At 71.1% G+C, this 23,941-nt stretch carries 24 protein-coding genes and 1 pseudogene; 14 read left to right on the top strand and 11 right to left on the bottom strand.

Features of this window, described 5'->3' with window-relative positions; genetic code table 11:
• Positions 1 to 125 precede the first annotated feature (125 nt).
• The gene (locus AQJ91_RS12160; RefSeq protein WP_067019601.1) at positions 126 to 1,082 is read left to right on the top strand and encodes a TAXI family TRAP transporter solute-binding subunit; all 957 of its coding nucleotides are present in this window, start codon (positions 126 to 128) and stop codon (positions 1,080 to 1,082) included.
• 30 nt (positions 1,083 to 1,112) lie between these two features.
• Here AQJ91_RS12160 and AQJ91_RS12155 read toward each other — a convergent pair whose 3' ends face one another.
• Both AQJ91_RS12155 and AQJ91_RS12150 read right to left on the bottom strand, forming a co-directional pair.
• Positions 1,113 to 2,519, bottom strand: a complete 1,407-nt coding sequence (locus AQJ91_RS12155; protein ID WP_067019598.1) for a sensor histidine kinase — start codon at positions 2,517 to 2,519, stop codon at positions 1,113 to 1,115.
• Between the two features lie 9 nt (positions 2,520 to 2,528).
• Positions 2,529 to 3,245 carry a response regulator transcription factor gene (locus AQJ91_RS12150; RefSeq protein WP_067019595.1) on the bottom strand — a complete coding sequence of 239 codons (717 nt, stop codon included), beginning with the start codon at positions 3,243 to 3,245 and terminating at the stop codon, positions 2,529 to 2,531.
• A 218-nt stretch (positions 3,246 to 3,463) separates the two neighbouring features.
• On the opposite strand from AQJ91_RS12150, the gene AQJ91_RS12145 reads away from it, so the two are divergent.
• The 4 genes from AQJ91_RS12145 to AQJ91_RS12130 all read left to right on the top strand — a co-directional run bounded on the left by AQJ91_RS12145 (position 3,464) and on the right by AQJ91_RS12130 (position 8,764).
• Positions 3,464 to 5,590, top strand: a complete 2,127-nt coding sequence (locus AQJ91_RS12145) for a TRAP transporter permease (protein ID WP_234382093.1) — start codon at positions 3,464 to 3,466, stop codon at positions 5,588 to 5,590.
• 287 nt (positions 5,591 to 5,877) lie between these two features.
• Positions 5,878 to 6,879: a TAXI family TRAP transporter solute-binding subunit gene (locus AQJ91_RS12140; protein WP_079084844.1), complete on the top strand. Its 1,002-nt coding sequence runs from the start codon at positions 5,878 to 5,880 to the stop codon at positions 6,877 to 6,879.
• 236 nt (positions 6,880 to 7,115) lie between these two features.
• Positions 7,116 to 7,622 (top strand): ATP-binding protein, encoded by a 507-nt coding sequence (locus tag AQJ91_RS12135; RefSeq protein ID WP_067019593.1) that lies wholly within the window; start codon positions 7,116 to 7,118, stop codon positions 7,620 to 7,622.
• Positions 7,619 to 8,764, top strand: a complete 1,146-nt coding sequence (locus AQJ91_RS12130) for a DUF475 domain-containing protein (RefSeq protein WP_067019590.1) — start codon at positions 7,619 to 7,621, stop codon at positions 8,762 to 8,764. The genes AQJ91_RS12135 and AQJ91_RS12130 overlap by 4 nt, the downstream gene beginning before the upstream one ends.
• 88 nt (positions 8,765 to 8,852) lie before the next feature.
• Here AQJ91_RS12130 and AQJ91_RS55435 read toward each other — a convergent pair.
• From AQJ91_RS55435 to AQJ91_RS12120, 3 genes and pseudogenes are all read right to left on the bottom strand, one after another.
• Positions 8,853 to 9,146: pseudogene (locus AQJ91_RS55435) on the bottom strand (acyltransferase family protein); the annotation flags it as partial.
• 580 nt (positions 9,147 to 9,726) lie between these two features.
• Entirely contained in the window at positions 9,727 to 10,749 is a 1,023-nt protein-coding gene (locus tag AQJ91_RS12125) for a hemolysin family protein (protein WP_067019587.1), read from the bottom strand.
• The gene (locus AQJ91_RS12120; protein WP_067019585.1) at positions 10,746 to 12,080 is read right to left on the bottom strand and encodes a hemolysin family protein; all 1,335 of its coding nucleotides are present in this window, start codon (positions 12,078 to 12,080) and stop codon (positions 10,746 to 10,748) included. The genes AQJ91_RS12125 and AQJ91_RS12120 overlap by 4 nt, the downstream gene beginning before the upstream one ends.
• Positions 12,081 to 12,483: 403 nt before the next feature.
• On the opposite strand from AQJ91_RS12120, the gene AQJ91_RS12115 reads away from it, so the two are divergent.
• Complete coding sequence (locus AQJ91_RS12115) at positions 12,484 to 13,467, top strand: sporulation protein (RefSeq protein ID WP_067019582.1); 984 nt, start codon at positions 12,484 to 12,486, stop codon at positions 13,465 to 13,467.
• Between the two features lie 27 nt (positions 13,468 to 13,494).
• On the opposite strand, the gene AQJ91_RS12110 is transcribed toward AQJ91_RS12115, so the two are convergent.
• The gene (locus AQJ91_RS12110) at positions 13,495 to 13,815 is read right to left on the bottom strand and encodes a hypothetical protein (protein WP_234382092.1); all 321 of its coding nucleotides are present in this window, start codon (positions 13,813 to 13,815) and stop codon (positions 13,495 to 13,497) included.
• A 188-nt stretch (positions 13,816 to 14,003) separates the two neighbouring features.
• Here AQJ91_RS12110 and AQJ91_RS12105 point away from each other — a divergent pair, with 188 nt between their 5' ends.
• Positions 14,004 to 14,459, top strand: a complete 456-nt coding sequence (locus tag AQJ91_RS12105) for a tellurite resistance TerB family protein (protein WP_067019579.1) — start codon at positions 14,004 to 14,006, stop codon at positions 14,457 to 14,459.
• Positions 14,460 to 14,551: 92 nt separating this feature from the next.
• Here the strand turns inward: AQJ91_RS12105 and AQJ91_RS12100 are convergent, their stop codons facing one another.
• Together AQJ91_RS12100 and AQJ91_RS12095 are read right to left on the bottom strand one after the other, a co-directional pair.
• Positions 14,552 to 15,484, bottom strand: a complete 933-nt coding sequence (locus AQJ91_RS12100; RefSeq protein WP_067019576.1) for a M56 family metallopeptidase — start codon at positions 15,482 to 15,484, stop codon at positions 14,552 to 14,554.
• A gap of 6 nt (positions 15,485 to 15,490) precedes the next feature.
• Entirely contained in the window at positions 15,491 to 15,880 is a 390-nt protein-coding gene (locus AQJ91_RS12095) for a BlaI/MecI/CopY family transcriptional regulator (protein WP_067019573.1), read from the bottom strand.
• A 233-nt stretch (positions 15,881 to 16,113) separates the two neighbouring features.
• Between AQJ91_RS12095 and AQJ91_RS12090 the strand changes: the two genes are divergently transcribed.
• Entirely contained in the window at positions 16,114 to 16,647 is a 534-nt protein-coding gene (locus AQJ91_RS12090; RefSeq protein WP_067019571.1) for a TerD family protein, read from the top strand.
• A 262-nt stretch (positions 16,648 to 16,909) separates the two neighbouring features.
• Positions 16,910 to 17,653, top strand: a complete 744-nt coding sequence (locus tag AQJ91_RS12085; RefSeq protein WP_067019568.1) for a carbonic anhydrase — start codon at positions 16,910 to 16,912, stop codon at positions 17,651 to 17,653.
• 86 nt (positions 17,654 to 17,739) lie between these two features.
• On the opposite strand, the gene AQJ91_RS12080 is transcribed toward AQJ91_RS12085, so the two are convergent.
• Positions 17,740 to 18,165, bottom strand: a complete 426-nt coding sequence (locus AQJ91_RS12080; protein ID WP_067019564.1) for a DUF6299 family protein — start codon at positions 18,163 to 18,165, stop codon at positions 17,740 to 17,742.
• A 229-nt stretch (positions 18,166 to 18,394) separates the two neighbouring features.
• On the opposite strand from AQJ91_RS12080, the gene AQJ91_RS12075 reads away from it, so the two are divergent.
• Complete coding sequence (locus AQJ91_RS12075) at positions 18,395 to 18,589, top strand: DUF5999 family protein (protein WP_067019562.1); 195 nt, start codon at positions 18,395 to 18,397, stop codon at positions 18,587 to 18,589.
• 59 nt (positions 18,590 to 18,648) lie between these two features.
• On the opposite strand, the gene AQJ91_RS12070 is transcribed toward AQJ91_RS12075, so the two are convergent.
• The gene (locus AQJ91_RS12070; protein WP_067019559.1) at positions 18,649 to 19,047 is read right to left on the bottom strand and encodes a RidA family protein; all 399 of its coding nucleotides are present in this window, start codon (positions 19,045 to 19,047) and stop codon (positions 18,649 to 18,651) included.
• The gene (locus AQJ91_RS12065) at positions 19,044 to 20,369 is read right to left on the bottom strand and encodes an acyl-CoA dehydrogenase family protein (protein ID WP_067019556.1); all 1,326 of its coding nucleotides are present in this window, start codon (positions 20,367 to 20,369) and stop codon (positions 19,044 to 19,046) included. The genes AQJ91_RS12070 and AQJ91_RS12065 overlap by 4 nt, the downstream gene beginning before the upstream one ends.
• Before the next feature lie 219 nt (positions 20,370 to 20,588).
• Between AQJ91_RS12065 and AQJ91_RS12060 the strand changes: the two genes are divergently transcribed.
• The 4 genes from AQJ91_RS12060 to AQJ91_RS12045 form a co-directional block, all read left to right on the top strand.
• Positions 20,589 to 22,181, top strand: coding sequence for an AMP-binding protein (locus AQJ91_RS12060; RefSeq protein WP_067019554.1), 1,593 nt, complete (start codon positions 20,589 to 20,591; stop codon positions 22,179 to 22,181).
• Between the two features lie 15 nt (positions 22,182 to 22,196).
• Positions 22,197 to 23,009 (top strand): PaaX family transcriptional regulator, encoded by an 813-nt coding sequence (locus tag AQJ91_RS12055; RefSeq protein ID WP_067019552.1) that lies wholly within the window; start codon positions 22,197 to 22,199, stop codon positions 23,007 to 23,009.
• Between the two features lie 114 nt (positions 23,010 to 23,123).
• Positions 23,124 to 23,675: an adenylyl-sulfate kinase gene (gene cysC, locus AQJ91_RS12050; protein ID WP_067019550.1), complete on the top strand. Its 552-nt coding sequence runs from the start codon at positions 23,124 to 23,126 to the stop codon at positions 23,673 to 23,675.
• Positions 23,672 to 23,941 (top strand): phosphoadenosine phosphosulfate reductase domain-containing protein (locus AQJ91_RS12045; RefSeq protein WP_159054532.1); only part of this gene is annotated, 270 nt, incomplete at its 3' end. The genes cysC and AQJ91_RS12045, both read left to right, overlap by 4 nt.

The raw sequence follows: 23,941 nt of genomic DNA, 5'->3' as shown, positions 1-23,941 counted from the left end.
CGCCTGTGCGCGAGCGACGTCTGCGCAGGCGGTTAGGCTGATCGAGTTCGGACCGCAGGTGCGTGTCCCACATCGCCCGGGGCCGGACGTCCCGTGCACGGCTCGGCAGGTCGAGGGAGGATCGCATGCGGCTGGCACGCGTGTTCGCCACCGCTCTCGCCACGGCACTGCTGCTCGCGGGATGCGGCGGAAGCGACGCTCCGCCCCGCCCGTCCGGCGAGATCAAGGTGGCCACCGGCAACCGGGGCGGTGTCTACGCGGACTACGGGGCCGGCTATGCCGACGTCGTCGAGCGCCGACTGCCCGACGCCTCTGCGCGGGTCCTGCACACGGGGGGCAGCGTGGACAACCTGCGCCGGGTGGACGCCCGCCAGGCGCAGATCGGCTTCACCCTCGCCGATTCCGCCGCCGACGCCGTCGCCGGGAGCGCGCCCTTCTCCCGGAAGCTGCCCGTGGTGGCGCTCGCCGCGCTCTACGACAACTACGTGCAGCTGGTGGTCCGCGCGGACAGCCCGGTGCGCAGTACCAAGGCGCTGCGCGGGCTCCGGGTCTCCGTGGGGTCCGAGGGCTCCGGCACGGCGCTGATCGCCGAGCGCATCCTGAAGGTCGCCGGGCTCTCCCCCGACGGTGACCTGACCTCGCTGCGGCTGGATGTGCGCGAGTCGGCGACCGCCCTGGCCGAGGGGCGGATCGACGCCTTCTTCTGGAGCGGCGGCCTGCCGACCGGGGCGATCACCGAACTCCGCCGGACCACCACGATCCGCCTCGTCGACCTCGGTGACGTGGTCGGGGAGCTCACCCGCTCCTACGGCGAGCTCTACACCGAGACCACCGTGCCCGCCGTCGTCTACGGGGCGCAGAGCGCGGTGACCACGGTGAGCGTGCCGAACTTCCTGGTCGTACGGCGGAACATGCCGGACTCGGAGGCGTACTGGCTGACGCGGCTGCTGTTCGAGGGGCAGTCACAGCTCATCAGGGCGCACCCGGAGGCCCGTCGCCTCGACCGGCGTACGGCGATCGCCACCCACCCGCTGGAGCTGCACCCCGGCGCCGCCCGGTGGTACCGCGAGTCACATCCCTGACTCGGAAACAGGATCCGTCACCGGCTCCCGTCACACCGGGTCGCCGGGGAGTGCGGGAGCGGCGGGCAGCCGTACGGTGGCGGAGAGTCCGTGTGGCCGCGCGGCTGCCAGGAGCAGCTCGCCGCCGCCCGCCTCCACCACCATGCGGGTGAGCGCGAGGCCGAGCCCCGTGCCGCGGACGTTCTGGTGACGTGTGCTGCGCCAGAACCTCCCGCCCGCCTGGGACAGCTCCTCCTCGGTCAGGCCGGGGCCGGCATCCCGTACCGTCACCTCGACCATCTCCAGCGCTCCCCCGGCCGGGGGGCGGTGCACGGAGACGTCGACCGGTGCCTCGTCGCCGAACTTGAGCGCGTTGTCGAGCAGGGTGTCGAGTGCGTGGTCGAGGCAGTCGGGCAGGGACAGCGCGCTCACCCCGTCGGGAATCGTCGTGCTGAGCGGGACGCCCGCGCTGGTGAAGGCCGCCCGCCAGGCATCGACCCGGCGCCTCACCACGGCTGAGACGTCGACCTGTGCGCGTTCCGCCTCGGACGCCTCCGCCCTGGCCAGTCGCAGCAGCCCGTCGAGCATCTCGCCGAACCGGTCGGCCTCCTCCACAGCGAAGTGCAGTTCGTTCAGACCGCGCGGGTCGTTCACGAACTCCTCGAGGTTCTCCACCCGCAGCCGGAGCGCGGTCAGTGGATTGCGCAGTTGGTGGGACGCCTGCGCCACGAACGCCCGCTGCTGCTCCTGGGCGGCGTGCGTACTGTCCGCCATCACGTTGAAGTGGTTGGCGAGGCGGCGCAGTTCGGGGGCGCCCGCCCGCTCCGACACACGGGTCTTCAGGCGCCCGAGGGCGACCTCATGGGTGGCGCGGTCCAGGTCGTGGACAGGACGGAGCACCCAGCGGACCACCGGCGCCGCGACCGCGATCACCACCAGGACGAGTGCCGCGAGGCTGCCCAGTATCACCAGCGTCAGATGGTCACCCACCTCGGAACGCGCCCGGTCGGTGGGGGAGACGATCAGCACGGCACCCAGCACACGGCCGTCGCGCCGGACCGGCTCGGCCAGCACGAAGGGCCGGTCGTCCCACGGCCACCACACGCTGGGCTGCTCGGGAGGCCGGTCGGCGAGGGCGAGCAGCAGCGCCGCTCGCACCTGCGGCTCCTCCAGGTCGACGGGACGTGAGGCGACCACGGTCTCGCTGTCGGCGTCGACCACCGCGACGCGTGAGTCGTAGAGGTCCGCGTAGCGGTCGGCGGCGGCCTCCAGCCGGCCGGTCCGCCCCGACTCCAGGGCGGTGGCGGCCATGTCCGCGAACCAGGCGCCGTCCTCGACCCGGCCGATGAACGAGCTCTGGACCGTACGCTCCGCGGTGGCCCGCACCAGGGGCAGGCTGAGTGCGACGATCAGACCGGCGACCAGGACGAAGACGATGACGAGGAGTCGGCGGCGCATCCGGCGTCCTCACTCGCCGGCCGCCGCCGGACCGCCGGCCTCCGCCCCGCCACCGGCCGCCCCCGGACCGGCGGAGAGCCGGTATCCGAAGCCGCGCACGGTCTGCACCAGGCTCCCCGCCCGCCCCAGCTTGCCGCGCAGCGTGGCCACATGGACGTCGAGGGTGCGTGACATACCGTCGTACGTCGTCTGCCACACCTCCACCACGATCCGGTCACGGGGCACCGCGGCACCGCCCGCGCGGGCCAGCAGGGCGAGAATCTCGAACTCCTTGCGGGCCAGGGAGACGCTCCGCCCGTGCACGGTGACCGTGCGCTGCCCGAGGTCGACCCGCAGGCCGTCGACGGCGACAAGCCGGTCCTCATGGCCGCGCTGGCTGACGCTGCGCCGGAGCACCGCCTCGATACGGGCCAGCAGCTCCGCGGTGCCGAAGGGTTTCACCACGTAGTCGTCGGCGCCGCTGCGCAGACCCCGCACCCGGTCGGGCTCGTCTCCCCTCGCGGTCACCGCGATCACCGGGACCCCACCGCGGGCGCGCAGTTCCCGGCACACCTCGATGCCGTCCCGGTCGGGCAGGCCCAGATCGAGCAGCACGAGATCGACCGCGGGTGCGGCCAGGGCGTCGGCCGCGTTGGCGGCACGCCGCACCTCGTACCCGTGGCGTCGCAGGGCACCGGTGAGAGCGTCGGCGACCCGGTTGTCGTCCTCGACGAGAAGTATCCGCACACGGCCTCCCGGTTGGTGAAATCCGGCGGACCCTGGGGCCCGGCGGCAGGGGGGCCGAGGGAGCGCACAGGTCACAGCCGTTGCGACGAGCGTAGAAGTGACGGCCGTCACTGAACCCTAAACCTACGTTAAGTCCGTGGGCGTTCCCTGTTGCCCGCTTGTAAACAGCTGCCACGGTCTGGGGCAACACGAACCACCTAGTCCCAGGAGATGCCGCGATGAGCATGGCAACGGCGCCGTCCGAGCCGAGGCTGCGATCAGCCGAGGAACTCGTGGCCGAGTTCGAGCAGGAGCGGCCCGCCCGCAAACTCTCCCCGCGAGTCTCCGCGGCCGTGTCCGTGGTGTGCGCCGCCCTCTCGGTGTTCGTGCTCTACGCGATCTTCTTCCCGGTGGCCAAGGGCACCCAGTACTACCTGACCCTCTTCCTGGCGGGGACCCTCCCGCTGATCTTCCTGACACACCGCGGGACGGTGCGGGTACCGGCGGTGCTGCTGCCCTGGCGGCGTGGTGACCGCACCGCGGCCGTCGGCGGGGCGCCGGACAAGGCGACCGTCCGCCACGACAACCCGGGGTGGCTCGACTGGCTGCTGGCCGCAGCGGCACTCGCCGTGTGCCTGTATCCGCTGCTGGAGTTCGACGCCTTCATCGAGCGGCGCCAGCTGCCCACCTCGCTGGACACGGCGGCGGGCCTCGCCGTGATCGTGCTGGTCCTGGAGGCGTGCCGGCGCACCACCGGATGGGTCCTGCCGGCCTTCTGCGCGAGCTTCCTGGTGTACGCGTACTACGGCGGGCTGCTGCCGTACGAGTGGTCGCTGGCGCACGGCGGCTTCGACATCAACGCGATCGCGGCCCACTACTTCATGGGCACCGACGGGGTCTACGGCGTGCCGCTGAACGTGGCCGGCACCTACATCATCCTGTTCACGATCTTCGGCGCCGTCCTCGACATCTCCGGTGCGGGCAAGTTCTTCATCGACCTGTCGTTCGCGGCCTTCCGCGGCTCCCGCAGCGCGCCCGGACGCACGGTGACCGCCGCCGGCTTCCTGCTCGGCACGGTCTCCGGTTCCGGCACCGCGACCGCGGTCAGCCTGGGCTCGGTCGCCTGGCCCGTCCTGCGCCGGGCCGGCTACGGCAAGGAACAGGGTGGCGGAGTGCTCGCCGCCGCCGGGATCGGCGCGATCCTCTCCCCGCCGACGCTGGGCGCCGCCGCGTTCATCATCGCCGAGTACCTGAGGGAGAGTTACCTCACCGTCCTGCTGTACGCGCTGGTGCCCACCCTCCTGTACTACCTGGGCATCCTCCTCGCGGTGGAGATCGACGCCCGCAAACACCACACGCAGCCCGTGGTGGACGACGAGCCCACCTCGGCACTGCGGCTGCTCGGCCGGTTCGGCTACCACTTCCTCTCCCTCTTCATGATCGTCGGCTTCATGGCGATGGGACTGCCCCCGTTCCGGGCGGTGGTCTACGCGACGGCCCTGCAGTTCCTGCTGTCGTTCCTCGACCCGAAGCACCGGATGACGCCGCGACGGCTGTACCAAGCCCTCGCCGAGGGCAGCAAGTCGGTCCTCCCGGTCGTCGCCACGTGTGCCGCCGCGGGCATGATCGTCGCCGTCGTCACCCAGACCGGCCTCGGCCTGAACCTGGCCTCGGTCATCGTCGACGCGGCCGGGGTCTTCGGTGACCACCCGACCGTGACGCTGGTCCTGACCGTGCTCTTCGCCGCGGTGGCGGTGTCGATCCTCGGGCTCGCGGTCCCGGTCACCGCCTCGTTCATCATCGCCGCGGTGATCATCGCGCCCGCCCTGCTCTCGCTGGGGGTCGCCACCCATGAGGCGTACATGTTCATCTTCTACTACGCCGTGCTCTCCGAGGTGAGCCCGCCGACGGCCATGGCGGCGGCCGCCTCCGCCGCCATCACCGGGGGCAACCCGATGCGCACGATGGTGGCGACCTGGAAGTACTCGCTGCCCGCGTTCCTGGTGCCGTTCGCCTTCGTGCTCACCGACAACGGCGCTCATCTGCTCGGCACGGGCGGCCTGTGGGGCGTCCTGTGGACCACCGCGGTCTCCGCTCTCGCCGTGGCCGCGCTGGCCGCCGCCACCGGAGGCCGGCTCCTCGGCCCGGCAGGCCCGGTGGAGCGGGCCCTGTGCGCGGCCGCCGCCCTGTGCCTCCTGTACCTCGAACCCGTAGCGATCACCGCCGGTCTCGCGGCTCTCGCACTCGCCCTCGGCGTGCACCTCGTGCGCCGCAGGCAGCCCACCTTCTCGGTTCCCGCCGCCGGTGGGAACCGAGAGGCGCAAACCATCACGGACGGGACAGCAGAAGGGCAGCTCCCCTCTTGACCTCCTCCCCGCCGTGAACGACGGAGATTCCTTCCCTCACGGGTCGGGCTTTCTGGTTCGCAGCCCGCTGCCGCCTGGGGTTACCAGCGAAGGGACGGTGTACCGCCCACGGTCTTGCACAAGCTCCACAGACCTGACTTCCCGCCAGCCCGGCGGTAACCCGGCGACTTGGTTGTCACCGCCAGGCGCGACACAGCGTAGTGCACCCCCGGACGCTCCGTGTCCGGCGATGTTCGGATCCGGTTCCTCCCGGCTTGAAGACCGGGGTTTCCATGCAAGGAGTTTTGATGAAGCACCAGATGCGCACCCTGCGCCTCGCCACCGCCGCTCTCGCCATAGGGCTCCTCGCCACCGCCTGCGGTGGCGGGAAGCAGACGGAGAACACGGCCGCCGACAGCGGTGGGAAGGGAGGCCGGCTCACCATCGCGACCGGGGCCACCACCGGCGTCTACTACCAGATCGGCGGCGGACTCGCGGAGCTGATCTCCGACAACCTCGCCGGCTACCGGGCCACCGCCACCACCACCGGCGCATCCGTGCAGAACATCCAGGGCCTCGGGGCCGGCACCTACGACCTCGCCTTCTCCCTGCTGGACACCGCCGGCGACGCAGTCGAGGGCAAGGAGTCGTTCTCCTCCCCCCAGGACATCGAGGCGCTGACCCGGCTGTACCCGAACTACACCCAGGTGCTGGTCCGGTCCGACGCGGGCATCGACTCCCTGGAGGACATGAAGGGCAAGCGGGTCTCCACCGGTGCCCCCGGTTCCGGCACGGAAGTGATCGCCAACCGGCTGCTGAAGGCCGCGGGGCTGGACCCCGCCAAGGACATCTCCGCCGACCGTCTCGGTCTCCCGGAGACCGTGGACGCCATGAAGGACGGCACGATCGACGCGCTGTTCTGGTCCGGCGGACTGCCCAGCGGCGGCATCACGGACCTCACCACCAGCCTCAAGAAAGAGGTCCGCTTCCTGGACGTGACACCGCAGCTGCCCGCTCTCAACGAGGAGTACGGCGACGTCTACCAGTCGGGCTCCATCCCCAAGTCCGTATACAACCAGTCCAAGGACGTGCCCACGATCGTGGTACCCAACGTGCTGCTGGTGAAGAAGGGCTTCGACCCGGATCTCGCCGCCGGGATCGTCAACCTCGTCTACGAGAAGAAGAGCGACCTGGAGAAGGTGAACGCGGCCGCGGCCGAGATCGAACTCGGCCTCGCCGAGGGCGTCACCCCCGTCCCGCTGAACCCGGGCGCGGAGAAGGCGCTGAAGGCCCTGGCCCAGAAGTCCTGAGCCTGGCGCAGCAGAAGGTGGCCGGTCCGGTGCCTCCGGGCAGGACCGGCCACGCCACACGTCGTGGGCAGGATCGGCCTCGCCCCGGCACGGGCGCACCACCTCGCACGAACGACAAGCGGGCCGGCCGATCCCAGGGACCGCTGTCAGCCTCTCCTCCGTAGCCTGCACGCCCCGCCGACCGTGTCCGGTGTCGCCTCCTGTCCGCACCGGGGCACACCCGTCAAGGGATGATCATGGTGCACACCCACAGAGAACCGTTGTGCCGCGGCTTCACCCTCAGTGCGGGGGAACAGACCGTTCCCACGGCGCGTCGGCTGGTCCTGTCGACGGTCCGTGACTGGGGTCTTCCGCTGCCGGACGAGACGCTGGACGACATCGCGCTGCTCTCCGGCGAGGTGATCGCCAACGCGCTGCGGCACGCCACCGGCCCGTACACCGTCGTCGTGCGCTGGACGAGGACCCGGCTGCGCGTGGAGGTGGCCGACACGGCTCGCGTTCTCCCGACCCCACATGGCGACGCGCTGTATGCCGAGAGCGGTCGCGGTCTGCTGCTGGTCGCGGCCCTGGCCGCCGACTGGGGCAGTGCGCCCACCGCCACGGGAAAGACCGTCTGGTTCGAGGTGGCACCACCCACCCCACGTGTCCACATGCGCCCTCGACCGGCTGGCGTCGTGACACGAGCGGCGCCGGAGGCTGCCGGCCTCCGCGAAATTCACTCCGACTGCATGGGAAAGAGATGATCTTGAGGACATTCGGCTGGTCGTTCGCCGTCACCGCGGCCGGCCTCGCCTTCGCCGCGTGGCAGTGGGGCTGGGAGGCGTTCGGGATCGTACTGATCCTGTCGATCCTGGAGATCTCGCTGTCCTTCGACAACGCGGTCGTCAACGCCGGGATCCTGAAGAAGATGAACGCCTTCTGGCAGCGGATCTTCCTCACCCTCGGCATCCTGATCGCGGTGTTCGGTATGCGGCTGGTCTTCCCGGTCGTGATCGTCGCCATCAGCGCGAAGGTCGGTCCCGTCGAGGCGGTACAGCTCGCCCTCGACAACCCCGACCGGTACGAGGACCTGGTCACCGACGCCCACCCGGCGATCGCCGCGTTCGGTGGCATGTTCCTGTTGATGATCTTCCTCGACTTCATCTTCGAGGACCGTGACATCAAGTGGCTGGCGTGGCTGGAGCGCCCGCTGGCCAAACTCGGCAAGATCGACATGCTGTCGGTCTGCATCGCGCTCATGGTTCTGTCGGTGACCGCGATGACCTTCGCCACCCACGCGCACGTCAGCACGGGCCATGCCGACAAGGCGGCCACGGTACTGCTCTCCGGCGTCGCCGGTCTGATCACCTACCTGGTCGTGGGCGGCCTGTCCGGATACTTCGAGGACAGGCTCGAAGAAGAAGAGGAGGAGCACGCACACGAGGAGGAGAAGGCGAGATCCGAGGGCAAGCCGGTCTCGGCGGTCGGTCTCGCCGGCAAGGCGGCGTTCTTCCTCTTCCTGTACCTCGAAGTCCTGGACGCGTCCTTCTCCTTCGACGGTGTGATCGGCGCCTTCGCCATCACCAACCACATCTTCTGGATGGCGCTCGGCCTGGGCATCGGCGCCATGTACGTCCGATCCCTCACGGTGTATCTGGTCCGCCAGGGCACCCTGGACGACTACGTCTACCTGGAGCACGGCGCGCACTACGCGATCGGTGCCCTCGCCTCGATCCTGCTGGTCACCATCGAGCACGAGATCAGCGAGATCATCACCGGCCTGGCCGGTGTCTTCCTGATCGCGGCCTCCTTCCTGTCCTCCGTGCGCCGCAACAAGGCGCTCGCGGCAGCGAAGGGAACAGGACCGGCCTCGGACGAGAAGACAGAGGTCTCGTCGAGGGCGTGATCAGCCGACGAACCCGGAGGCCACCGAGCCCGCGGAACCGACCGCCCAGCGCGACCGGGGCCTGATCGGCAAACCCCGTCCCCGTCCGGCTGATCGGATGGCCCGGGTCGCCGCCGGCCCACTTCTTGAACAGCGAATACGCCACCTCGAAGACCACGTAGGGGACGACCACGCCGGTCACCAGCCGCTTGATCTTCTCCGGGCTCGCGTCGAAACCGCGCGAGAAGTAGCCGGAGATGACGATGAACGCCGGCATGTGGAAGGCGTAGACGATCATGTTTGACCGGCTTCGCCGCGCCGGCGGGCGCAGGGGACGTGGTGCGAGCAGGCGATGCCTGGGCCTGCCGTTCCGGTGCCCGGTTCGCCGAGCGCACGTTGTCACTCACGGGCCCTCCCGAGTGAACCCGGGCCCGGGATCCGGCGTCTTACGTGGAATGCGGGTGCTGTGTCGGCGCCAAACATCCCGAGCACCCTAGGGGGTGTTTCGACAGTCCTGTGCGGTGCCCGCGGCGTCCGGTGCGTGCTCTCGGCGTGCCGGACGAAAGCCCTCGTACTGGACGTACTTGGGCTTTTGGCCGGTGCGGCGAGTGGGGGCACCTCCCACGCCCTTAAGGCAGTGGGGGAGCGCGCCGGGCGCCGTGGGTGCTGTGCGGGACTTTCGAAACACCCCCTAGTGCCCCGGCTGGCCACGTTCGCCCGTCAAGGAGCGGCGTCCGGTGCGTGCTCTCGGCGTGCCGGCCGGAAGTCCTCGTACTGGACGTACTCGGGTTTGTGCCCGGTGCGGCGAGTGGGGGCACCTCCCACGCCCTTAAGGCAGTGGAGGAGCGTGCCGGGCGTCGCGACGGGGCGAATGGTGCCTGTTGGGGCACTAGCCACACCATTCCGCTTCCGTACAACCCACCAGGTGAGGGCAGGCCATACCGGGCCGCCTCGTGCGGGGCACGCACGAGGCGGCCCGGCGGTCAGGCGGCGGCCCGTGCCGGGCCGACCAGCTCGGACAGGACGTCCTCCATGGTCACGAAGCCGAGAACAGCGCCCTTCTCGCCGGTCACCGCGGCCAGGTGGCTGCCGTCGGCGCGCAGGGCGGTGAGGGTGTCGTCCAGCGGGGTGTCGATGCGGACCCGGGTGACCGGGTGCAGGGCCGTGCGCGGGAACGGCTTGTTCCGGTCGGTGATGCCGAGGGTGTCCTTGATGTGCAGGTAGCCCAGCAGGGCGTTGTCCGGGCCGGTGACGGGAAAGCGGGAGTAGCCCGCCTCGGCCGCCGTGCGCTCCAGCTCGGCGGGGGTGGTCAGGTGCCCGACGGTGCGCATCTTCGGAGCGGGGACGAGGATCTCGCCCACCGGGCGGGTGCCCAGCTCCAGTGCGTCGCGCAGCCGTTCTCCGTCGGCGGGCGAAAGCAGGCCGGCCTGGCTGGAGTCGACGACCATGCGCGCGAGCTGATCGTCGGTGAACACCGACTCGACCTCGTCCTTCGGCTCCACCCGGAGCAGTTTCAGCAGGGCGTTGGCGAACGCGTTGATGCCGAAGACCACCGGCTTGAGCGCCCGGGTGAGGGCCACCAGGGGCGGGCCGAGCAGCAGCGCGGTGGGGACCGGGGCCGCGAGGGCGATGTTCTTCGGGACCATCTCGCCGATCAGCATGTGCAGGTACGTGGCCAGGCTGAGCGCGATGACGAACGCGATCGGGTGCACCAGACCGTGCGGGATGTCCGCCGCCTCGAAGCCGGGCTCGAGCAGGTGCGCGATGGCCGGTTCGGCGACCGCACCCAGCACCAGCGAGGAGATGGTGATGCCCAGCTGCGCGGTGGCCATCATCGCCGAGAGGTGCTCCAGGCCCCACAGCGTCATCCGGGCCCGCTTGTTCCCCTCCTTCGCGCGCGGCTCGATCTGGCTGCGGCGCACGGAGATCAGGGCGAACTCGCCGCCCACGAAGAAGGCGTTGGTCAGCAGGGTCAGGGCGCCGATGGCGAGCTGCAGCGCGGTCATCGGGACTCCTCCCCCGCCTGGACCGGCACCCGGGCCGGTTCGGTGATGCGGACGCGGTCCGCACGGTGGTGCTCGACGTCGAGGACATGCAGCCGCCAGCCGTCCAGGTCGAGCTCGTCGCCCTTGGCCGGAATGCGCGCCAGGCGGGTGGCGACCAGGCCGGCCACTGTCTCGTACGGGCCTTCCGGCGCCGTCAGTCCTATCCTGGCGAGCTCGTCGAGGCGGACGGAACCGTCCGCCTCCCACGCCGCGCGGCCGTCCTCCGTCCTGGGGGCGGGCAGTAGGTCGGGCGCCTCGACGGGATCGTGCTCGTCACGGACCGCGCCGACGACCTCCTCGACGATGTCCTCCACCGTCGCCACCCCTGCCGTACCGCCGTACTCATCGATGACGACCGCCATGGTGCGCGTCTCGCGCAGGCGTTCCAGCAACCGGTCGGCGGTCAGGCTGTCGGGTACCAGCAGCGGCTCGGTGGCCAGCTCGGTGACCGGCGTGAGCTGCCGCTTCTCCGGCTCCAGCGCGAGCACGTCACGGATGTGGACGGTGCCGACGACCTCGTCGAGGCTGTCGCGGTAGACCGGGAAGCGGGACAGGCCGGTGGCGTAGGTGAGGTTCGCCGCGTCGGCCGCCGTGGCGTGGGCCTCCAGGGCCTGGACGTCGACGCGCGGGGTCATCACGTTCTCGGCGGTGAGCTCGCTCAGGTGCAGGGTGCGCACGAACAGCTCGGCGGAGTCCGCCTCCAGCGCACCTTCGGCGGCCGAGTGCTGGGCGAGCGCGATGAGTTCCTCGGGGCTGCGGGCGGAGGCCAGCTCCTCGGCGGGCTCCAGACCGAAGCGCCGTACGAACCGGTTCGCGGTGCTGTTCAGGTGACGGATGAACGGGCCGAACGCGGCCGTGAAGCCACGCTGGGGACCTGCGACCGCCTTGGCGACGGCCAGCGGCCGGGAGATCGCCCAGTTCTTCGGCACCAGCTCACCCACCACCATCAGCACCACGGTGGACACGGCCACGCCCAGCACGGTCGCCACCGACGAGGCGGCACCGCCCAGACCCACGGCCTCGAGCGGGCCTTCCAGAAGCGCCGCGAGGGACGGCTCGGCGAGCATGCCGATCACCAGCGAGGTGACGGTGATGCCGAGTTGGGCGCCGGACAGCTGGAACGTCAGACGCCGTACGGCCTTCAGCGCACCCTGGGCGCCACGCTCGCCCGCCTCGGCGGCACGCTCCAGCTCACCGCGCTCGACGGTGGTCAGAGAGAACTCGGCGGCGACGAACAGGGCGCAGGCCAGGGTGAGGAGGAGGGCCAGCAGGAGCAGCAGGACCTCGGTCACCGTGCCACCCCCGATCCCTCACGCACGGGCAGCGCGGGCTGCGGACGGGGTACGGCACGGCTGGTACTGGGAGGCTCACCCATTGCGGGACCGTCGCTCCTTCTGGGCCTGGAGGGTCAGGGGGACCCTCGGCGGTCGACAGGGCCGGGACACGCCCTTCCCACCATCGTAAAAGACCGGCAAAGCATTGAGGTCAAGTCCCCGGTCGGCCTCGCTCGGCGACTCTTTTCGGACTTTCCCGCCACAGCCGCCAGGACACGACCTGGACCGGCCCCGGCAGCCCTATGCTTCTACGTGCCTGTAGAGAGAACGTGTCGCTGCTACCGGTTGTTCCCCGGAGGCGCACGCCTCTCACCTGCTCACACGACGGAAGCACACGCACGTATAAGGAGTGGACGCCACGATGGTGTTCAAACGACTGCTCGGTTCGCTCGGCGTGGGCGGCCCCACGGTCGACACGGTCCTCGATCCCGGCGCGGCCGTTCCCGGCGGCGGCCTGTCCGGTCAGGTCCATCTCAAGGGCGGCGACGCCGACTTCGACATCGAGCACATCACCCTGGAGCTGGTGGCGCGGGTCGAGGCCGAGCACGAAGAGGGTGAGAGCGAAGGCGTCCTGGCCTTCGACCGGTTCACCGTCGGCGGCGGCTTCCGGCTGGCGGCGGGCGAGGTGCGCAGCGTCCCGTTCACCGTGACGCTGCCGTGGGAGACCCCGATCACCGAGCTGTACGGGCAGGGCCTGGGTATCGTCCTGGGTGTGCGCACGGAGCTGGCGGTGGCCGGTGCGAAGGACAAGGGCGACCTCGACCAACTGGCCGTGGGCCCGCTGCCCGTCCAGGAGGCGATCCTCGAAGCGCTCGGCCGGCTCGGCTTCGGCTTCGGGTCCGCCGACCTGGAGTACGGCCGCATCGGTGGCACCGGTCAGCAGCTGCCCTTCTACCAGGAGATCGAGCTCACCCCGGCCCCGCAGTACGCGCAGCAGGTCAACGAGATCGAGCTGACCTTCCTGGCCCACCCGGGCGGCATGGAAGTGGTCCTGGAGGCGGACAAGCGCGGCGGGTTCTTCTCCGAGGGCCATGACGCGCTGACCCGGTTCACGGTCGCCCACGACGGGGTCGGGCACCAGGACTGGAACGCGATCGTCGACAGCTGGATCCGCCGGCTCGTCGAGCACCGGGCGTCCTACGGCCCGCACGCCGGCAGCCATGGCGGGCACTACGGACACGCCGAGCACCATCACGACGGCCACCGCTCCGGCCCCGGCATGGGCACCGTCATCGCCGCCGGCGCGGCCGGGCTCGCCGTCGGTGTCGTCGGCGGCATGGTCGCGGCCGAAGTCGTCGACGAGGTCGGGGACTTCTTCGAGGGCGACGAGGAAGAAGAGGGCTGACGGCCCGGGGCGAGTCGGCAGGAACGGTCACGCGCTGACCGTGTGCAGGATGTGATCCGCGCCTTCCGGCTCGCCCAGCCGGCCGACCTGAATCCAGGAGCCGTCGGCGAAGCGGATCCTGAGCGCGGCGAACCCGCGTGGCAGGCCCGCCTCGCCCTCGATGCGGGCCTCGTCGAGGGAGAACTCCGCGGCGGCCCGGAAGTCGTCGGCCTTCGTGGGCGACAGCCCGCGGCGGGAGGGAGGCGGCCACGCAGATGCGGTCGCGCGCCAGCATGACCAGGCGTCGCGCCTGTGGAGCCGCGGGAGCGGGTGGAGCGCTGTGCGCCGGGGCGGGTCCGCGGCCGTCACGCCTATCGGCCCGGCTCCCGCCTCGACAACAGCAGCTGATCGACCTTACGCCCGCCCCCTCCGACCGAACCGCCCGGAAATCACTGGAACTTATCCACCGAGCCACTAGTTTCTACGTTGCTGTAGACATTTCTGGAGCACCGGGCCGCTGTCGGAGCGGTCCAGCCCCGACCGTAAATGGAGTTCGCATGGCCCTGTGGGACCGCTTCAAGGAGTCCGCGTCACAGATGCAGACGCAGCTGATGGCGAAGAAGAACGACCTCAAGAGCGGCGCCTTCCGCGACGCGAGCATGGCGATGTGCGCGCTCGTCGCCGCCGCCGACGGCACCGTCGACCCGTCCGAGCGGCAGCGCGTGGCCCAGCTGATCGCCACCAACGAGGTGCTGCAGAACTTCGACGCCATGGATCTGCAGCGGCGCTTCGACGACAACCTCAACAAGCTGACCACGGACTTCGCCTTCGGCAAGGTGAGCGTGCTGCAGGAGATCGCCAAGGCGAAGAAGAAGCCCGCCGAGGCCCGCGCGGTCATCCAGATCGGCATCGTCATCGGCGGCGCCGACGGCGACTTCGACAAGAGCGAGCAGGCGATCGTCCGCGAGGCCTGCTTCACCCTCGACCTGCCGCCCCACGAGTTCGACCTCTGATCGCCTGACGACGCTCGTGCCGGGCGAACACTGGTGCCGGCGCCCGGCACACCGTCCGAACGACTACGCCCGCCGGGCCGAAGCCGACGTCCTCACAGAGGCGTCGCCGCATGCAGGATGAGCACCATCGTCACCGCGGAGTTCGCGGAGGACAGCGCGGAGACCGCGGTTCCGGCAGCCGCTCCCCAGGCGGCCAGGCCCACCGAGGTGAACACCGAGGGCCAGCTGCGCAGCGCGGGCTCGGGGCCGAGCAGGGCGGCGACCCGGCGCGGCACCGGGCCCGGCGCGGCGAAGCCCGCGAGGGTGGGGGCCGGGGTGCCGCGGGAGACCAGGGCGGCCTTGCCGATCGCGCACGCCACGGCCCTGCGACTGCCGACCGTCTGGGCCGCCTCCTCGTCCGCCCACCGTTCCGTCGTGTAGAACACGGCCGTGCACAGCGGACGCAGGAACGGGTTGGCGCGCGCGGCCAGTTGGACGGCGAGCAGGAACCGGTGGTGCCGGGCGGCGAGATGGGCGCGCTCATGGGCGAACAGGGCACGCCGTTCAGCCGGTTCGAGGCAGGACAGCATGGCGGTGGTCACGATCACCCGGTCCCGTCGCCCGCCGGGGAGCGCATAGGCGTAGGGCGCCTCGTCGGGCAGCACCGCGACCTGTGTGCCCGGCAGCCCGGCCAGGGCCCGGTGGGCGCGGCGGCGCACCCTGCCGTGCTGCCACAGCGTGCGGCTGCACGTCAGTAACACCGCCAGCAACGCCGGAATGGCCAGCCTTCCGGCGACCTCGTCGTACGGCACGGCCTCGCGGACCTCGGGGTCCGACCAGGCGTCGGGAAGCGGGTTGCCGGGCAGTTGGGCGGTGCCGACCACCATCAGGAGCCCCAGGCACACGGTGCTGCACACCGCCATCACGACGGCCAGCCCGGTCAGGAGCCGGGTCGCTGTCCGCGGATGCAGCCGCTGCTCGGCCAGGCGTGCGATCGGCCACGCCGTGAGCGGCAGGACCAGCGGCAGAAAGACGAACACCCCCATGAGGCTTCAGTCTTCCCCTTCGTCCTTGGCTCGCCCCAGCAGTTCCCGCAGCAACCGCTCGTCGCCCGGCTCCAGGGAGGTGACGAAGCTGGCCAGCACCGCCTCCCGGTCGCTTTCGGCATCGAGCACCTTGCGCATCTTGTGCGCGGCCAGGCCCGCCTGGTCCGAGGCCGGCGTCCACGCGAACGAGCGGCCGACGCGCTCGCGGGTCACCGCGCCCTTGGCCAGCAGCCGGGTCAGGATCGTGATCACCGTCGTATAGGCGAGGTCCCCGCCGAGGCGCTCCTGCACCCAGCCCGCGCTCGCCGGACCGTCCGCCTCACGCAGCGCGGACAGGACGAGCGCCTCCAGCTCCCCCTGCCCCCGCCGCCGAGGACGCTGCCGCTGATCCGTCACGCCCTGTCTCCCTTCCGACGGCCCCGAATTCACGGGCGGTCCATCGTATCGACGCCCCCCCGCCGGCCAGCGCGACCGCGACCGCGACCGGCGCTCCAGCCGGCTCCGGGACTTCTCGCCGAGGCCATCCTGCTCGGACTGATCAGAGACGCTTCAACAGGAGGAGCGAGAGCCATACTTGACCATGCGGGGGCAATCCCGTGGTGGCTTGATACGGGAAAGGCAGCAATCCGGTGAACAGCGACATCCAGGGAGTAGGGAAGGCCGAGGTGCGGCTCAGGTGGGACCCGAGTCCCTGGAATCAGCCGCCTCATCATCTCGACGTCATCGCCGCCACCTACTCGGCCGACGCCCCCTACGGGCGGCCGGTGTACGTCGTCCACTTCGACAGCCGCTCACCGGACGGCACCATCAACATGAGCCGGCACAGCCAGACCGGTCAGGGCTTCGGCTACGTCGAAGTGATGACCCTGGAGCTCGATCGCCTCGCGTCCTCGGTCGCACGGGTGGTCGTGGGCGTGGTGATCCACCAGAACAGCGGCCCCAAGACTTTCGGCGACATATCGAACGCCGGGGTTCTGGTGGTCGAGGGGTACAAGGAACTGCTGAAGAACGACTTCGCACAGGTCGCCGGTTCCACCGCCGCGACTGTCGCGGAGTTCACCCGGGATGCTTCCGCAGCGTGGGAGTTTCACGAGATGATCCGAGGGTTCGACAGTGACCCCGTGGTCTTCACCGCGGAGATGGGCAGCACCTCACGGCCCTGACCAGGCAGCCGCACAGCGACGTACGACCGATCGCGGTGGCACCGTCATGAGCTCCTGAGACCGTCACCGCTCGGTGAACGCCTTGGTGATCTCGAGGCGCGGCGGCCGGGGTGACGTAGCCCATGGGACCGGCCTCGGGATCACCAAGGATGGTTCAACTCTTAATCATGATCCATCCACGCTGGTCCATGACTCGGCAATGCTCGTCCACGATTCGGCAACTGGACGGGTGAAGCGCCAAGTCAGACGTACGTTTCCCTCCGTGAACTCTGACCCAGTACCCCACAGAGCGCGACGCTCCCTCCTCCGCGCCGCGCTGACCGGCACCGCGGCCCTCGGCGTCGGCGTCGGCCTCAGCGCCTCCCCCGCGGCCGCCGCACCCCCCATCGCCGCACCCCCCATCGCCGCTTCGCGCAAGCGGCCCGCCACCGCCGAGGAGGCCCTGCGGGAGCTGGCGGCGGGCAACCGCCGCTGGCGCACCTTCCGCGAGCGGCATCCCGACGAGACGCCCGCCGTCCGGCAGTCGCTGACGAACGGTCAGCACCCCTTCGCCCTCGTGCTCGGCTGCATCGACTCCCGGGTACCGCCGGAACTGGTCTTCGACCAGGGCCTCGGCGACCTGATGACCGTACGCAGCGCGGGCCAGGTCCTCGACGAGGCCGTGTTCGGCAGCCTCGCGTACGGCGTGCTCGAACTGGACATCCCGCTGCTCATGGTGCTCGGCCACCAGTCGTGCGGGGCGGTGAAGGCCGCCGTCCAGGCGGACGAGTCGGGCGAGGAACTGCCCCGCCACATCCAGTACCTGGCCGACCAGATCAACCCGGCCATCGACCACAGCACGGAAGGTGACGCCCGCGTCGACGCGACGGTCGACGCCAACATACGGCTCGTACGGTCGCGGCTCGCGGCGGACCCCGATCTCGCCGCCAGGGTGGACTCGGGCGCGCTGGCCATCGTCGGCGCCCGCTACGAACTGACCACCCAGCGGGTGCACCGCATCAGCTGAACCTCTGGACCCCTGAACCGCTCACATGCAGGAGGCGGCCGCGGTGGCAGTCACCGCGGCCGCCTCCCCGGCGCTTCCGTTCCGGATCAGCCCTCGGTCAGCGTGATGTCCTGCTGCTGGGCCGCGTGGAAGCGGGGCAGGGGCAGGCCGCCCTCGGGACGGAGTTCCATCAGGGTGGCCTCACCCCGGGCCGCGCCGGGCTTCAGGTGCCCCGGGGTGGGCTTGCCGGTGTTCTCCCAGCGGTGGTCCATGCCGTCGCAGACGGCACGGGTGCCGCCGATGCCGTGCTTGACCGTCGGGGAGCCCTGGCCGACGGAGGAGCTGACGAACACCGGGCCGGTGCCGCCGGTGCAGCGGTAGGTGCCGGAGAGGGTGACGGCGCCGTCCGCGGCGACACGCCCCGTGGGGTCGACGCTCACCGTCTCGTACGGCTCGGCGGGGGCGGCGGGACCGGCGGCCAGCAGGAGCAGGGTGGCGCCGGCGGCGGTGGCCAGGGCGGGGCGCGAGGACATGGGGGACCTCCTGAAGTGGGGGCTTCCACTGGTACCGGGCGACCGTGCCGACCTGCGTGATCGTCACCCCTTCGGCGGCGAGTCCTTGCCGACGGTCGCGGAACCGTCCGGGAGATGTCCGCGTGTTGTCACGCTTCCCGCCCGCCCGTTCCGATGAGTTCGCGGCGGGAGCATGGTCTATCCATAGGGACGGTCCGCACGGCTCGTCCCACCGACGTGGAGGTGCGCCATGTGTTCCCACCAGCCCTCGTGCCCTTCCTCCGACAACACCGCCCCGCACATCGTCGCCGCCCACCCCGAACAGGGATGGAGCCTGCTGTGCGACGGCGCGATCGTCTTCGACGACAGCGGCGAACTCCTCCCCGACGGCCGTGTCGTGGCACCGCACCGGGTGCCGGCCGGGCGTCTGGCGATCGCTGCCTGAGCGACTTCGCTCACGGCGCGGTGACGGCGACCGCCCCTTGTCCAGGGGACGTTGACGGGCTACGGCAGCACCGCGAAGCCGTCGAGCTCCACCATCGCCTGCTCGTCCCAGAGGCGTACGACCTCCACCACCGCCATGGCCGGGTATTCATGGCCCGCCAACCGCCGCCAGATTCGGCCGAGTTGGGGCGCATGCGTGCGGTACGCGGCGATGTCCGTGGCGTAGACGGTGACGCGGGCCAGGTCGGCGGGGGTACCGCCGGTCGCCCTCAGCGCGGTCAGCAGATTCGTGAGCGCCCGCTCGAACTGTTCCGCGAGGGTGTCGCCGACCACCTTGCCGTCGGCGTCGAGGGCTGTCTGTCCCGCCAGGAAGACGACCCGGGAGCCCGTGGCGACCACTGCGTGGGAGAAGCCCGTGGGTGGCGAGAGGTCCGGCGGGTTGACGCGCTCCGTGGTCACTGGGCGACCTCCCTGTTCGCGTACAACTCCTTGGCGATGATGCCCCGTTGGACCTCGCTCGCGCCTTCGTAGATGCGTGGGGCGCGCACCTCGCGGTAGAGGTGTTCGAGGAGGTGGCCGCGGTGCAGGGCGCGGGCGCCGTGCAGTTGGACGGCCGTGTCGACGACGTACTGGGCCGTCTCGGTGGCGAGCAGTTTCGCCATCGCAGCGCGTTTCGGGACGTCCGGGTCGCCTGCGTCGTACGCCGTGGCCGCCGCGTACACCATCAGGCGGGCCGCCTCCGTGCGCAGCGCCATCTCGGCGACCTGGTGGGCGACCGTCTGGAGGTCCTTCAGCTTGCCCCCGAACGCGTCCCGTCGGGCGGTGTGGGCCAGGGCCGCGTCCAGGGCCGCCTGTGCCATGCCGACCGCGAAGGCGCCGACGCTGGGCCGGAACAGGTTGAGGGTGCCCATCGCGACCCGGAAGCCGCGGTCGGTCTCGCCGAGCACGTCGTCGGACGTGACCGGCACGGCGTCGAAGGAGAGGGCGCCGATGGCATGCGGGGAGAGCATGTCGAGGGCGGTGCCGGTGAGGCCGGGGCGGTCGGCGGGGACCAGGAAGGCGGTGACTCCGCGGGCGCCGACGTCGGGCGTGGTGCGGGCGAAGACGGTGTAGAAGTCGGCCTCGGGGGCGTTGGAGATCCAGCACTTCTCACCGGTGAGCCGCCAGCGGGCGGGGCCGTCGGGGGCGGCGGTCAGGGGGGCGTCCGGTGCGTCGCCCTGCGGACTGCGGGGCGTCTGCCGGGTGCTGGTGGTTCGCAGGCTGCGGGCCGGTGGGGGCTGGTCGCGCCCTGCGGCGGAGCCGCCTGTCGACACTGCCCCGCGGCCCTGGTGGGGCGCGTCACCGTGCCCTTCGTTCCGAGATACCTCCGGCTCTGCCCGCAGGCCCAGCGCCGCCGCGTCCGACCCCGCCCCAGGCTCGCTCAGCGCGAACGCCGCCACCGCCGTGCCGTCCGTCACCCGGGGCAGCCAGCGGTCGCGCTGGGCCGGGGTGCCGTGGGCGTGTACCGGATACGCGCCCAGGCCCTGGAGGGCGAGGGCGGTCTCGGCCTCCGTACAGGCGTACGCCAACGACTCCCGCATCAGGCACAGGTCAACCGCACCGGAAGTGAACAGCCGGGCCAGCAGGCCGAGTTGGCCGAGTTCGACGACGAGCGGGCGGTTGACGCGGCCGGGTTCGCCCTTGTCCGCCCTGTCGGCGAGTGGGCGCAGCCGGTCCGCGGCCAGGGCGCGCAGTTCGGCACACCAGGCGGTCTGTGTCGGATCGAGCCAGAATGCGGGCATGGCCGGTCCTCTCTCCCCGTGACCGTCGCGGTCACACCTCCGATGACCGTCGCGGCGAGTCGACCGACGGCCGTACGGCCACTCCCCGACGGCCGCTGCGGCCACCCTCCCACCGTATCGCGCACCATTGACTGTCGTCACCAACACGATACGCTCCTTGTGTGAGCCCACCACGACGCCTCACGAGGGCGGCCCACCAAGGCAAGGGGGCGAACCGCCATGAACGTCTCGGCGCACGTCGACACCTTCGCGCGCGACCACCTCCCGCCGCCCGACCAGTGGCCCGACCTCCGCTTCGACCTGCCGGAGCTGCGCTACCCCGAACGGCTGAACTGCGCCGCCGAACTCCTCCAGGGCCCACCCGACGACCGCCCGGTCTTCCACACCCCGGCCGGCGACACATGGACGTACGGCACACTGCGCGCCCGCGTCGACCGGCTCGCGCATCTGCTCACCGGCGACCTCGGTGTCGTCCCGGGCAACCGGGTGCTGCTGCGCGGGCCGACCACCCCCTGGCTGGCCGCCTGCTGGCTGGCCGTGCTCAAGGCGGGCGCGGTCGCCGTCACCGTGCTGGCCCAGCAGCGGCCGCACGAGCTCCGGACCATCTGCGAGATCGCCCAGGTGCGGCACGCCCTGTGCGACATCCGGGCCGTCGACGATCTCGCCAAGGCCGAGACACCGGGGCTGCGGATCACGACGTACGGCGGTGACGCCTCCGACGACCTCCTCAACCGTCCGGCGCCGGACACCCCGTACCCCGCGACGGACACCGCGGGCGACGACGTCGCGCTGATCGCCTTCACCTCCGGCACCACCGGCCGCCCCAAGGGCTGTATGCACTTCCACCGGGATGTGCTGGCGACAGCCGACACCTTCTCGAGGCATGTGCTGCAACCACATGTGGGCGATGTCTTCGCCGGGAGTCCCCCGCTCGGCTTCACCTTCGGGCTCGGCGGACTCATCGTCTTCCCGATGCGCGTCGGCGCCAGCGCGCTCCTGCTCGAACAGGCGGGCCCCAGGCAGTTGCTGCCGGCCGTCGCCGAGCACCGGGTGTCGGTGCTGTTCACCGCGCCGACGGCGTACCGCGCGATGCTCGACGAGATCGACGCGCACGACGTCTCCTCCCTGCGCCGCTGTGTCTCCGCGGGTGAGAACCTGCCCGCCGCCACCTGGCAGTCCTGGCACGAGCGGACCGGGCTGCGCATCATCAACGGCATCGGTGCCACCGAGCTGCTGCACATCTTCATCTCCGCCGCCGACGAGCGGATCAGGCCCGGGACGACGGGTCTGCCGGTACCGGGGTGGCACGCGCGCGTGGTGGACGGCGACGGCCGGGAGCTGCCCGACGGGGAGCCGGGGCTGCTCGCCGTGCGCGGGCCGGTCGGCTGCCGCTATCTCACCGATCCGCGGCAGCGCGAGTACGTGCGCGGCGGCTGGAACATCACCGGGGACACCTACGTCCGTGAGAGTGACGGCTACTTCCGCTATGTTGCCCGCGCGGACGACATGATCATCTCGGCCGGGTACAACATCGCGGGCCCCGAGGTCGAGGAAGCGCTGCTGCGCCACCCGGACGTGCTGGAGACGGCGGTGGTGGGGCGGCCGGACGAGGCGCGCGGGCAGGTCGTGGTGGCGTACGCGGTGCTCAGGGAGGGTGCGCGGCGGGACCCCGAGGCGCTGCGCGCCTTCGTCAAGGCCGAGCTGGCACCGTACAAGTGCCCGCGGGAGATCGTCTTCCTGGACGCGCTGCCGCGCACGGCGACCGGCAAACTCCAGCGGTTCCGGCTGCGCACCGATGGTGACCAGCAGTGATCCGCACGATCTAAGATGATCAACGTGTCCGACCAGCATGCACCGCGGTCTCTCATCGTCACTCTCTACGGCGCCTACGGCCGCCATATGCCCGGCCCGGTCCCCGTCGCCGGGCTGATCCGGCTGCTGGCCGCTGTCGGCGTGGACGCCCCCTCCGTACGCTCGTCCGTGTCCCGGCTGAAACGGCGCGGGCTGCTGCTGCCGGCCCGGACGGCACAGGGCGCGGCCGGGTACGAACTCTCCCAGGATGCCCGCCAGTTGCTCGACGACGGCGACCGGCGTATCTACGCAACGACGCCGCCGAAGGACGAGGGCTGGGTGCTCGCCGTGTTCTCCGTGCCGGAGTCGGAGCGGCAGAAGCGGCATGTGCTGCGCTCGCGGTTGGCCGGGCTCGGCTTCGGCACCGCGGCGCCCGGCGTGTGGATCGCGCCGGCCCGGCTGTACGAGGAGTCCCGGCACACCCTCCAGCGGCTGCGGCTGGAGGCGTACGTCGACTTCTTCCGCGGCGAGCACCTGGGCTTCGCGCCGACCGCCGAGGCCGTCGCCCGCTGGTGGGACCTGGCGGCGATCGCCAAGGAGCACGAGGCGTTCCTCGACCGGCACGCGCGCGTGCTGCACGAGTGGCGGCAGCGGACGGACACGCCGCCCGGCGAGGCCTACCGCGACTACCTCCTCGCCCTGGACTCCTGGCGCCACCTGCCCTACGCCGACCCCGGCCTGCCCGCCGGGCTGCTCCCCACGGACTGGCCGGGCGCGCGTTCGGCCGAGGTGTTCCGGGGACTGCACGAGCGGCTGCGGGACGCGGGGGCCGCGTTCGTCGGCGTGTGACCTCACGCATATCGACGGTCACTAACAGAACCCTCAGGCTCCTCTGTCCCTCTTCTCAAGTTTCTTACCTAGTGTCCGTGGGGTCGTACGCGGGAGAGAAGAGGGCAGTGACGCATGACCACCACGGCAAGGGCTCAGGGAGCCACGGTCTGGCTCACCGGGCTGCCGAGCGCGGGCAAGACCACCATCGCCCGCCTGCTCGGTGATCGGCTGAAGGCCGAGGGACACCGCGTGGAGGTCCTCGACGGCGACGAGATCCGCCGCTTCCTCTCCGCGGGCCTCGGCTTCTCCCGCGCGGACCGCAACACGAACGTGCAGCGCATCGGGCTGGTCTCCGAGGTGCTGGCGCGCAACGGTGTGCTGTCCGTCGTCCCGGTGATCGCTCCGTACGCCGACAGCCGCGAGGCCGTCCGCAAACGCCATGACGCGAGCCGGACGCCGTACGTCGAGGTGCACGTCGCCACTCCGGTCGAGGTGTGCAGCGAGCGGGACGTGAAAGGGCTGTACGCCAGGCAGGCCGCGGGCGAGCTGTCCGGGCTGACAGGCGTCGACGACCCGTACGAGCCGCCGGCCGACCCGGCGCTGGTGCTGCGGACGCAGGTGCAGACACCGGAGGAGTCGGCGGACGCCGTGTACGCGGCACTGGCGGAACGGGGGCTGGTATGAGCGACTTCACCCTGTCCCACCTGGACGCGCTGGAGTCCGAGGCGGTGCACATCTTCCGCGAGGTCGCGGGCGAGTTCGAGCGGCCGGTGATTCTCTTCTCCGGCGGCAAGGACTCGATCGTCATGCTGCGTCTGGCGCTGAAGGCGTTCGCGCCGGCGGCGATCCCCTTCTCGCTGCTGCACGTGGACACCGGACACAACTTCCCCGAGGTCCTCGACTACCGCGATGGTGTGGTGGACGCACATGGGCTGCGGCTCCATGTGGCC

This window comes from Streptomyces dysideae (assembly GCF_001514305.1).
GTDB classification, from domain to species: domain Bacteria; phylum Actinomycetota; class Actinomycetes; order Streptomycetales; family Streptomycetaceae; genus Streptomyces; species Streptomyces dysideae.
The sequence above is the reverse complement of the archived record's forward strand: the minus strand, read 5'-3'. Positions and strand labels throughout refer to the sequence as shown.